7 protein-coding genes are annotated in these 11,693 nt (G+C 47.2%); 3 read left to right on the top strand and 4 right to left on the bottom strand.

Annotated features, from left to right (window positions below; all coding sequences use genetic code 11):
* Window positions 1-18: 18 nt before the first annotated feature.
* Window positions 19-2,391, bottom strand: a complete 2,373-nt coding sequence (lptD, locus tag BMZ28_RS01045; protein WP_074820142.1) for an LPS assembly protein LptD — start codon at window positions 2,389-2,391, stop codon at window positions 19-21.
* Window positions 2,392-2,570: 179 nt separating this feature from the next.
* Between lptD and djlA the strand changes: the two genes are divergently transcribed.
* Genes djlA through BMZ28_RS01030 form a run of 3 tightly spaced genes read left to right on the top strand, consistent with a single transcriptional unit; the run spans window position 2,571 to window position 5,062 of the window.
* Window positions 2,571-3,386 (top strand): co-chaperone DjlA, encoded by an 816-nt coding sequence (gene djlA, locus BMZ28_RS01040; RefSeq protein WP_047780095.1) that lies wholly within the window; start codon window positions 2,571-2,573, stop codon window positions 3,384-3,386.
* Window positions 3,387-3,446: 60 nt separating this feature from the next.
* A complete protein-coding gene (locus BMZ28_RS01035) occupies window positions 3,447-4,529 on the top strand; it encodes a hypothetical protein (protein WP_074820141.1) in 1,083 nt (360 codons plus the stop codon).
* 26 nt (window positions 4,530-4,555) lie between these two features.
* Window positions 4,556-5,062, top strand: a complete 507-nt coding sequence (locus BMZ28_RS01030; RefSeq protein ID WP_074820139.1) for a P-loop nucleotide/nucleoside kinase family protein — start codon at window positions 4,556-4,558, stop codon at window positions 5,060-5,062.
* A gap of 42 nt (window positions 5,063-5,104) precedes the next feature.
* On the opposite strand, the gene rluA is transcribed toward BMZ28_RS01030, so the two are convergent.
* The 3 genes from rluA to BMZ28_RS01015 form a co-directional block, all read right to left on the bottom strand.
* Complete coding sequence (gene rluA / locus BMZ28_RS01025) at window positions 5,105-5,758, bottom strand: bifunctional tRNA pseudouridine(32) synthase/23S rRNA pseudouridine(746) synthase RluA (protein WP_047782505.1); 654 nt, start codon at window positions 5,756-5,758, stop codon at window positions 5,105-5,107.
* 87 nt (window positions 5,759-5,845) lie between these two features.
* Window positions 5,846-8,752: an RNA polymerase-associated protein RapA gene (gene rapA / locus BMZ28_RS01020; protein WP_047780097.1), complete on the bottom strand. Its 2,907-nt coding sequence runs from the start codon at window positions 8,750-8,752 to the stop codon at window positions 5,846-5,848.
* 139 nt (window positions 8,753-8,891) lie between these two features.
* Window positions 8,892-11,258 carry a DNA polymerase II gene (locus tag BMZ28_RS01015; RefSeq protein ID WP_074820137.1) on the bottom strand — a complete coding sequence of 789 codons (2,367 nt, stop codon included), beginning with the start codon at window positions 11,256-11,258 and terminating at the stop codon, window positions 8,892-8,894.
* Window positions 11,259-11,693: the final 435 nt, after the last annotated feature.

Here is an 11,693-nt window from a genome sequence, read left to right as displayed (position 1 = left end):
ACGTTTAAACGATTAGCATTAGAAAGCTTGCTGATACGGCAGAATACCGGAGCGTAACATTTTGCTTCCGCCCAGGCTGTGGTTACTACTTAAACCACGCAGCTCAACGTTAAAGGATACTTTGTTGTCATAATCGCTCTGGAAGTTGCCTTTGGAGTTCCAACCAACAATTTTACGTTCGTATCCGACACCGACAGCCCAACAGCAGGTATTGTACTGAACGCCTATTAGACTATCGGCAGTCTGATTTAGTTTCGTATCATAGAAATATGCGCCAGTAACAGACCATCTGTCTGCAATTGGCCAGGTTGCAATACTACCAACCTGTGAAATATCCTGATTATAGGATGTTCTACCATTAGATATGTTGGTGGTCATGGCTGAGACATACTCTTTACTGGCGTAACGGTAGCTCAATTGTAGCACTCGCTCGCTGTCTTTGCGGTATTCTGCTACTGCGTTACCAACCGCTATCGTATCCAGACGGGCATCATATTGCACACCGCCGCGCAGGCCAAAATTGGAGTCAATTTTCCAGTAACTGTCCCCGGCCCAGACAACGCTACCGGTGTCTCTGCTTTTCTCGATCTTGTTGGTGTAAAAATCTTCATTGCCAGTACGAGATTTTTCAAAGAAATAAATCTGACCGAGCGAGGCATTAAACCGCTCGTTTTGGCGTTCATCATATACTCGGGTTGTCAAACCGGTAGTGAACTGGTTAGCTGAAGCAATACGATCTAATCCACCATAGGTGCGATCGCGGAATAATCCGGTGTAATCGCTTTGCAGTAGCGTTGAGTCATAAACATAAATATCGCTCTGATCTTTATAAGGTACGTAGAGATATTGCACGCGAGGTTCCAGCGTTTGTGTATAGTCCTGCCACATATCCATCGGGCGATCGAAAATGACTTTGCCTGATATTTTATATTGTGGTAACACCCGGTTAACGGAGTCTTGTAGATGAGGAGCTAGAGTACCGTAATATTTGTAAAAATTATCCGAAAAATCCTGCTCATAGTGAGTGGCCATCAGCTTTACTTCGGTATCCAGACTACCCCAGCGGTTGGCGATAGGGTAGTTTAGCGTGGGCTCAAGATGGGCACGAACCGCCGTTGGATTACTTGGATTTTCACTGGAAAACTTGGCGAGTTGACCATAGGTATGCAGATCAAAACCGAAGATATTGTTTTGGTAGTTATTAATATCGATTTGTGGTTCGGCGCGATAGGCATTAGCGTTACCAAAACCGGCGATAATCTGAAACTTTTTCATCGCCACGGTCGCGTCCCAGTTTTGGTTGGCGTAGCCTACGCTATATTTCTGGGTGGCATAACCATCGGTGCTGGAGCCGTAATCGCTGTCAAAATCGCTTAAGTAACGGCCATCACTTAACTTGGTGTAGTCAATATTAAAGCGCCAAAACTTATCCATGACCCCATTGTGATTCCAGTAGAACAGCCAGCGGTCGGTATTGCTGGCGTTAGGGAAATCGGAAGCGTATTGGTCGTCGCTTTTTAACCAATCAAATTCCATAATACCGGCACCCGGTGCCAGTAAATAACGGAACTCGTTCTGAAACTGTGTGCCGCGCTCACTGATATAGTGTGGCGTCAGCGTAGCATCGAAGTTAGGGGCAATATTCCAGTAATACGGCAGCATAAACTCGAAGCCGCTGTTATTACTGTATTTAGCGTTAGGCAGTAGGAAACCGGAGCGGCGTTTATTACCGGTCGGCATCTGTAAATAGGGGCTATAGAAAACCGGTACGGGGCCGATTTTAAAGCGGGCATTCCAAATCTCAGCCAGCTCTTCTTCATTATCGTGAATAATTTCGGAACCCACGATACTCCAACTGCTATCGCCGGGTAAACAGGAGGTAAAGGTACCGTTTTCCAGAATCGCATAGCGGTTATCTTCACGCAGTTTCATCTGATCGGCTTCACCACGGCCTTGACGGCCTACCATCTGATAGGTTCCCTGATACAAGTCAGTATCTTTGCTATTCAGGTTTGACCAGGCTTTAGGACCGCTAAGCTTGATCATATCATCATCATACTTAACGTTACCGGTTGCAGTCACGGTACGCAGTGGATCGGTTTGACCTTCTTGAGGTGTTTGGGTGACCTCGGCTTCATCAGAGACCAGCAAACGATTACCTTGCTCTATGATAACGTTGCCTTTAAATATGGCACTGGCAGGGTAATTGACTTCACTGTCATCCGATTGAATGTTAACCGGTAACGAGTTCGGATCGCCCGAAACTAATGGACGTTCATACATTGGAATGCCGAGTCGACATTGTTCCGCTAAAGGGTTAGCCAGTGCACTTTGGCTGTATAACGCCATCCAGATGGTGGTGGCAAGCAGTGTGGGATAACGTTTTTTCATTCGGTTATTCTTGGTATTCCGTCAGTTGCGGCGATTTATGCAGAAGTAAATATGTTGAGATTATATCACTCATCTCGGTTACACCAGCGTTAAATCTTACCATCACCGTTAGGTGGTTCAATATTTGACGGGTATGATAATGCAATTTACGGCTAACGGCATTGTCAATTGAGGATCATATGCAGTATTGGGGAAAAATCCTTGGCGTTATTTTAGGTGTAGTATCCGGCGGAGGCTTCTGGGCGATACTTTTGGGGCTATTCGTTGGCCATATGGTTGATAATGTAAGAAATGCTCGTCGGGGTGGTTTTTTTGCCAATCAGCAGGCTCGTCAGGATCTTTTTTTCCGTACCACTTTTCAGGTGATGGGGCACTTAACCAAATCGAAAGGTCGGGTAACGGAGGTAGATATTCAGAATGCGTCTATGATTATGGATCGTATGCGTATTCACGGTACGCGCAGAGAAGATGCGCAACAGGCCTTTCGCGAAGGTAAACAGAGTGGATATCCGCTGCGTGAAAAACTGCGTGAACTGAGAACAATTTGTTTTGGCCGTGCCGATCTGATCCGTATGTTTCTGGAAATTCAGCTTCAGGCGGCGTTTGCCGATGGGGTGTTACACCCTAATGAACGGCAGGTATTGTACATTATTGGTGAAGAGTTGGGGATTTCCCGCGCTCAGTTAGATCAACTGCTCAGCATGATTGACGGTGGCAGACAGTTTGGCCAGTCCGGTGGATGGCAAGGACAGCAGCAAGGATATCGCCCGGCATCAGGGCCTACCTTAGCGGATGCCTGTAAAGTTTTAGGTGTCAAGCCGGATGATGAGGTGGCTACGATTAAGCGCGCTTACCGTAAGTTGATGACTGAACATCATCCGGACAAGTTGGTGGCAAAAGGATTACCACAGGAAATGATGGAAATCGCTAAACAGAAAGCGCAGGAAATTCAGGGTGCCTATGATTTGATTAAGCGAGAAAAAGGATTTAAGTAGGCCTACTTTCAGTTAATCAATCAGTGAACAGGGAACCATTGCTCAATAAGGAGTGTTCAAATGAAACGGTTATTGGTCGGTATCAGTGCGCTGTTGTGTTGTTCATTGGCTTCAGCGCAGTCGGTGAAGGTCAGTGAATTGGTTTATCAAACCGACAGCTATAACAAGTACCGTTTACCTTGGGTGACTCAGTCAGATAATCCTCAGTCAGCACAACGAATTAATGACGCTATTTTTAGCCGCTCTGTGGCGTATCTTCCTGGCAATGATCCCCAATTAACCCTGAATAATGCGGTGAAGCAGGGCATTGATGGTGTCGCCAGTCTGGATTATGGTTTAGTTGAGAGTAACGACAACTTTATTACTCTGGCCATCTTTACTGAGTTCTGCGGTGCTTATTGCGAAAGCGATACCAGCCAATTTAGTTTTGATCTCAAACACGGTACCGGCATTTTACTCACCGATATCATTCGCCCTGAAGCGTTAAGTTCAATCAACGATATGATAAAGGCTAATATTCGGGGGGAAATTGATGCTTTGATTAAGCGGCAAAATAAATCCCCAACGCCAGTTGAAAAACAAGACGAAGACTATGTTGATTATCAGGCATTTTATGGTGATTGCTGGGTAATGAGGGATGAAGACGACATTCGTTTCACCAATAGTTTTTCGTTGGAAAAAGGCAAACTGGTATTTTTCAATGACCGTTGCAGTAACCATGCCAACCGCGCTTTGGATGAGTTAGGGGAATTTACCACTAAAATCTCAGTGAGCAAAATAGCCGATCTTTTAACGCCTTATGGCCGCAGTCTGTTATCTGGAAAAAAGGATGGGGTGATATCACCGCCGGCTCAGCTATTTAATCGGATGTTATACGGCACGATTGGCAATAAAACGTCTATTGCGATCAACGCTAATTGCTTATCCAAGTCGGTTAATGGCGCTTATTTTTATACTAAATATGGTCAACCTATTGAGCTGAACGGTTCTTGCCTGAGTGCTAATGCTCAATCGGTAGTAATGACCACCTCCTCCGGAGATACCGCAGCTGAACGTATTGAACTGACCTTAAAAGAGGGAGAGTATCAGGGAAGCTGGATATCACAGGGAAAAACCTTGCCGATCACAATTTTACTGCCGTAATACTGGAATAAGTAAACGGAGACATAATGTTAATTGTATTCAGTGGATTACCTGGCGTGGGTAAAAGTACCCTTGCTAAAGCGCTGGCAAAAAAGACCTCGGCCATTTATTTGCGCATTGATTCCGTTGAGCAGGCGATTCGCAGTGCCAAGGTGCTAAGGGATGATATTGGGATTTCAGGATACGCTGCCTGCTATGCTTTAGCGAAAGATAACCTATTGCTGGGGCAAACGGTGATCGCTGACTGCGTTAATCCGGTGAGTTGGTCGCGGGATGCCTGGATGCGTGTTGCCACTGAAGCTGAGGTGCCGGGGTTAGAAGTGGAGATCGTTTGCTCTGATTTAGTCGAGCACCGCCAACGGGTTGAAACCCGAAAAGTGGATGTTCCCGAGCTCACATTGCCCGACTGGGCAGCGATTATGAGCAAAGAGTATCAGCCGTGGCAACGAGCAAGAATAGTGATTGATACCGCAGGTAAAGAGATTGCCTGCTGTGTTGATGAGCTACTGGCTCATATTCATGTCTGCGAGTAATTCACACTAAAGCTGATGATTTTATGGCTGAAAAACCAGATTTTAGAAATCCGGTTCACAACGAAAGTGCATCGGTGTGCCAAAAGCCGGATGAGTAATACAAAGCTCTTGAGCATGAAGCTGGAGCCGGGAAGCCATCGCTTTCGCTTCCGGATGGGCATAAAAACGATCGCCTAAAATCGGGTGATCCATTGCCAGCATATGTACGCGTAACTGATGGGATCGCCCGGTAATCGGCATAAGCTTAACGCGAGTGGAACCATCCTCATCACGCTGAATAACCTGATACTCCGTTTGAGCACTTTTACCGGTGTCATAGCATACTTTTTGTTTAGGCCGATTTGGCCAGTCGCAAATCAACGGTAAATCGATTAATCCCTCATCCTTCTCCAGATGCCCCCACACTCGGGCGATATAGGATTTCTTCGGCTCACGTTCACGAAACTGGCGTTTTAGCTCGCGTTCCGCCGCTTTCGTTAGCGCAACGACCATCACACCGCTGGTGGCCATATCCAATCGATGCACCGATTCTGCGCTGGGAAAATCACGCTGAACGCGCGCCATAATGCTGTCATGGTGTTCTGGTGCTTTACCCGGAACGGAAAGTAATCCACTGGGTTTGTTGACCACCATAATGTGTTCATCCTGATAAAGGATATATAGCCAAGGATCGGTTGGGGGATTATAGGCTTCCATCATGGGGGTTTTCTCCGGTGATGTTCAGGTTTGAGTCAGTATTGATGCCAATCATCGTCAGACAATGATTGGCATCCTGAATCATCATTATTGGTGACTAACCACAATCATTCGTAGCGCGTCCAGTCTCCAGCTTGCCTGTTGCAAACAGGCGAGGATCTGCTGTCGGTTATCTTCGATAGCTTCTACCTCATCATCGCGAATGGTTGGATTAATCGCTTTCAGCGCATTCAGGCGATTGAGCTCCAGCGTTAGCGTATCATCCGCTTCCTGCTTGGCGGCATCGATGATTGTTTGCGCTTGTTTAGCAATCTCAGCTTCAGACATTTGCAGTACTTCATGGATGTCTTTCTGTACCGCATTAACCAGCTTGCTGCCGGTATGGCGATTTAACGCATTGAGCTGACGATTAAAGCTTTCAAACTCAACCTGAGCGGCCAGATTGGTACCTTTACGATCCAGTAACAATCTGATCGGGGTAGGTGGCAAGAAACGGGTAAGCTGTAAGTTTTTCGGTGCCTGAGCTTCAACCACATAAATCAGCTCCATTAGCATGGTGCCAACGGGTAATGCTTTATTTTTTAGCAGGGAAACGTTACAGCTACCGGTATCGCCGGACAAAATCAGATCCAGACCATTGCGCACAATTGGATGTTCCCAACTGATAAACTGGGCATCTTCTCGTGACAGGGCTTTATCGCGGTCAAACGTAATGGTACAGCCATCCTGAGGAATTCCCGGGAAATCAGGTACCAGCATATGATCGGACGGGGTCAGAATCATCAGGTTATCAGTATCATCTTCCTGATTGATACCGATAATATCAAACAGGTTGATGGTAAAACCGATCAGATCAACGTTGTTATCCTGTTCGGCGATAGTCGCTACCAGCTTTTGTGCTGGCTCCCCACCGTTAGAGTTCATTTCCAGTAGTCGGTCACGACCGTTCTCTAACTGCGCTTTCAGCGCGTTATGCATAGTACGACTACGATGGATAAAGTCGTCGAGCCCGCTCTGCTCTGAGGGTTCTGCCAAATAGGTCATTAACTCATCATGTAGCGCATCATACACCGGACGTCCGGTAGGGCAGGTGTGTTCAAAAGCATCCAACCCTTCGTGGAACCAACGGATCAGAATCGCCTGAGCGGTATTTTCCAGATACGGTACGATGATTTGGATATCATGGCTTTGGCCAATACGATCCAAACGACCGATGCGCTGTTCCAGTAAATCTGGGTTAAATGGCAGATCGAACATAATCAGACGGCTGGCAAACTGGAAGTTACGGCCTTCAGAACCGATTTCCGAACAGAGCAGTACCTGAGCGCCGTTTTCTTCTGCGGCAAAATAGGCGGCAGCGCGATCGCGTTCAATAATGGATAAACCTTCGTGGAATACCGCTGCATGGATAGCTTCCCGCTCGCGCAGGGTTTGCTCCAGTTGCAATGCGGTGGCAGCCTGAGCGCAAATGACCAAGACTTTCTCATCGCGATTTTGCTTGAGGTACTCCATTAGCCATTCAACGCGGGGATCAAAGTTCAGCCAACTGACGCTATCGCCCTCAAACGTTTGGAAAATTTGCTCTGGATAAAGCATGTCATGGGCGCGTACGCTGAATGACTTTTTGTCATTCATTAACTTCGCCACTTTAAAGGCGGTTTGATACTGTGATGGCAGCGGTAGCTTAATCTGATGCAGATAGCGCATCGGGAAGCCTTTAACCCCTTGGCGGGTGTTACGGAACAGCACGCGGCTGGTACCGTGGCGATCCATCAACATATTCACCAGCTCGTTACGGGCGGACTCGCTCTCTTCACCGTCTAAATTGACCGCTTTAAGCAGCGGTTCAATATCTTGTTCATTAATGAGATCGCCCAACGAATTTAGCGCGTTGTCATCCAGCTTGTCTCCGCTGACCAATAAACTGACGGCATCGGCAACCGGACGATATTTCTGCTGTTCTTCAACAAATTCGTGATAATCATGGAAACGGTTGGGATCCAGCAGGCGCAAACGGGCAAAGTGGCTTTCCTGACCTAGTTGCTCTGGGGTCGCGGTTAACAGTAATACGCCGGGAGTGTTTTCAGCGAGTTGCTCAATAGCCAAATAGTTACGGCTCGGCGCTTCTTCGCTCCAGACCAGATGATGGGCTTCATCGACTACCAGCAGATCCCAGTCCGCTTCAACCAAATCGCTCAGGCGTTGCTTACTTTGACAGACAAAATTCAGCGAACAGATCACTAATTGCTCGGTTTCAAACGGGTTGCTGAAATCGAGGCGCGCTTCGGCATAGCGTTCTTCATCAAACAGGGAGAAATGCAGATTAAAGCGGCGCAGCATTTCCACCAGCCACTGATGTTGTAGGGTTTCCGGCACCACGATTAAAACACGGTCAACACGACCGGCCAGCAACTGCTGATAAATGATCATGCCGGCTTCAATGGTTTTACCCAAACCCACTTCATCGGCTAATAACACCCGAGGTGCATGGCGATGGCCGACTTCATTGGCAATGTGTAGCTGGTGCGGAATTAAACTGGCGCGTACGCCAGTCAGGCCACTCCACGGCATACGATATTGTTCGCTCTGATATTTTCTGGCGCGATAGCGCAGGCAGTAGCGATCCATACGATCGAGCTGGCCGGCAAACAGGCGATCCTGTGGTTTGCTGAAGGTTAGTTTACTATCCAACATCACTTCACGCAGGGTGACATTGGCTTCATCGGTATCTAATCGATGACCGACATAAGATAGAACTCCGTCTTTCTCTTTAACTTCTTCAACCAAAAGTTGCCAGCCTTCATGACTGGTTACCGTATCGCCAGGGTTAAACATGACGCGAGTGATAGGAGAATCTTGCTTGGCATACAGGCGATTTTCGCCAATAGCAGGAAATAATAAAGTTACGGTACGTGCATCCGTTGCAACGACTGTTCCCAGTCCTAAATCACTTTCAGTGTCACTAATCCAGCGTTGGCCTAGAGTAAAGGGCATATGTTTATCGGCTTCTTTTTTTAATTAATGTTTACCATAACAATCATAAATCGTGGTAACGGCGTTACGACACAATAGTTTTATGGTTATGTTTTTCAGGGATGTGGAATAAGGGCGATATGGTAATGATCGGCGGCAGTTAAAACAACCCCATCTGACCAGTAATCAACGAATCAAAATTATCGTGCATAAATGGCAAAATTGCATCCGCTATCGGCTCTAATTGGCGGGAAATATAGTGCTGGTAATCAATAGCAGATTGTAAGTTCTCCAGTGGCTGCGGGCCCTGCAAGGTAATTAGATAACGAATAGTGCCGCCATTTTGGTACTGTAACGGCCTGCCGTGGGCGTGATTATATTCATCAGCCAGCTTGGCTGCTCTGGCGTGTGGTGGAATATTACGCTGATATTCGGATAAACGACGACGTAAGCGTTTACTATAAATTAAGAGATCGTCGAATTCGCCATTCAGGGTTTTGGCAACATAATCACGAATAAAGTCCTGATAAGGCTGATTATGGAATATTCGTTGATAAAGCTGTTGCTGAAACTGTTGTGCTAGCGGTGTCCAGTCGGTGCGTACCGTTTCCATTCCTTTATAAATCATCTCATCACCACCGTCATCACTAAGGATTAAGCCGGCATAACGCTTTTTGCTTCCTTGTTCGGCTCCGCGAATAGTGGGCATCAGAAAACGGTTGAAATGGGTTTCAAACTCCAGCTCCAGAGCCGATTCCAGCCCCATATCCTGCTTTAAGGTTTGTCGCCACCACTGATTAACGTGATTGACCAATGCCCGGCCTATTTGGCTAGCCTGTTCATTGGTGTGGGCTTGTTTCAACCAAACAAAGGTTGAGTCGGTATCGCCATAAATAACCTGATAGCCCTGTTGTTCTATCAGCGATTTGGTTTGCAGCATAATTTCATGGCCGCGCAGGGTAATGGAAGACGCCAAACGGGGATCGAAAAAACGGCATCCGCTGGAGCCTAATACCCCATAAAAGGCATTCATAATAATCTTTAATGCCTGAGACAGCGGCTTGTTAGCGGTTCGCTTGGCCTGCTCACGACCCTGCCAAATTTGCGCCACGATATCCGGCAAGCAGTGGACGGTACGTGAGAATCGAGCCTGACGAAAACCGGCGACAGAATCTTGCTCTTTATCTTTTAACGAGCCTTCAATCAGCCCGACTGGATCGATAAGGAAGGTGCGGATAATGGCGGGATACAGGCTTTTATAATCCAACACCAGCACGGAGTCATATAAACCAGGCGTAGATGACATCACATAGCCGCCGGGGCTGTGTTCTTCCGGTAAGGTGCCAAGATTGGGGGCAACATAACCAATACGGTGCATTCGAGGCAAATAGAGATGGGTGAAAGCAGCCACGGAACCGCCGCTACGGTCTGCTGCCAGCCCGGTTACGGTGGCTCTCTCCAGTAGAAAAGGCATCAGCTGAGTTTTGGCAAAAATTTTGGCAACCAGTATACAGTCCATCAGGTTGTAATGTGCCAGAGCCGGCTTATCTTCACGGAACATGCGATTGATTTCATCCATCCGCTGATAAGGGTTATCAATGGCTTTTCCCTCATTCAATAGCTCTCTGGCAACATTTTCAAGACTGAACGAAGCAAAATTCCAGGTGGCACTTTTCAGCGCTTCAATGCCATCAATAATTAATCGACCGCTGGCGGCGGCAAAAAAGTGACCTTGCTTAAAACCGTGTTCTCGCCACTCCAGCGCACTACCGTCTCGACCGAACGTCAGCGGTGTTTGATAGCGTTCGGCGTGCTTTTGCAGCACCCGCAGGTCAAACTGCACCAGATTCCAGCCGATAATTGCATCGGGGTCGTGTTCTGCTATCCACTGGTTAAGTTTTTGCAACATTAATGGACGGCTGGCAACGTATTCCAACTGAAAATCACCGTGCTGTGGCGTGCCATTTTCTGGCCCCAACATATACACCTGATTCTGGCCACAGCCGTGTAGGCCAATGGAGTAGAGTTCACCGTGTTCAGTGGTTTCAATATCCAGCGATACAAAACGCAAAGTAGGACGATAGTCCGGTGCCGGTTTTATCCGCGCATTGATTAGGCTGCCGTTAGGCCCAGGCTCACCCTGAAACCAGATTGGGGCGGTAATAAACCGCTCCATTAAATAACGTTCCGGTGGTCGAATATCCGCTTCGTATACGGTGATTCCCGCTTCGTTTAAGTTTTTCTCTATGCGTTGCAGCTGGCGATATTGTCGACAATACAGTCCGTCAATGGATTGGCAGCGAAAGTCCTGCATGTCCAGCGATCGCAGATTCCAGCCGCGTTCGCTGGTGAGCAGTGAGCGGATTCGGGATTGGCTGGCCGAAGGGGTGAAAGCAACGGCTTGCTGTAAAGGTAAACGAATACGCTGTGGGCCATTGTCCGTTGCCAGCCAATAGTCGATCTCAATGCCGGAAGGGGTATCGCGCCAGTGTCGAGTCAGGATAAAACCTTGTTGTATCACCGTCACCGTATGTTTACCTGCGTTGGTTATGCTCAATGAAATGTTGGGGTTATTGGATCGCTTACCTGTAAGGACGCGGATTATCCAATGATGACGCTGATATTCTGCGAAATAATATGGGGTCTATTATAGACTGTGTATCCATACAGGTGTTAGCGGTTTTATCCATAAATGGCGTTTGGTGATTTTCAGCCAAGAATAATAGAGAAAAATGTGTGGCTTAGCCGGTGACAGCCTGATGATGAAAAGATGAATCAGATAACGGGTGATTGAGGCGCCGGCTGGTATCAGTTTTCATGGCTTTTTTTTTAATAATTTTACCTTAGTCAAGGTTCTCAGCAATATTGGGTCATTATTTGGGGTGTGGCGTGTTTTTGTTCTATCTTTAAAAAGTAGAGATGTGTTTGTTCATCGCCATTGTATCCTATGCGCATTTCCTTA

It is taken from the genome of Pragia fontium DSM 5563 = ATCC 49100, assembly GCF_900112475.1.
GTDB classification, from domain to species: Bacteria; Pseudomonadota; Gammaproteobacteria; order Enterobacterales; family Enterobacteriaceae; genus Pragia; species Pragia fontium.
This window is presented reverse-complemented; position numbering and strand designations above follow the sequence as displayed.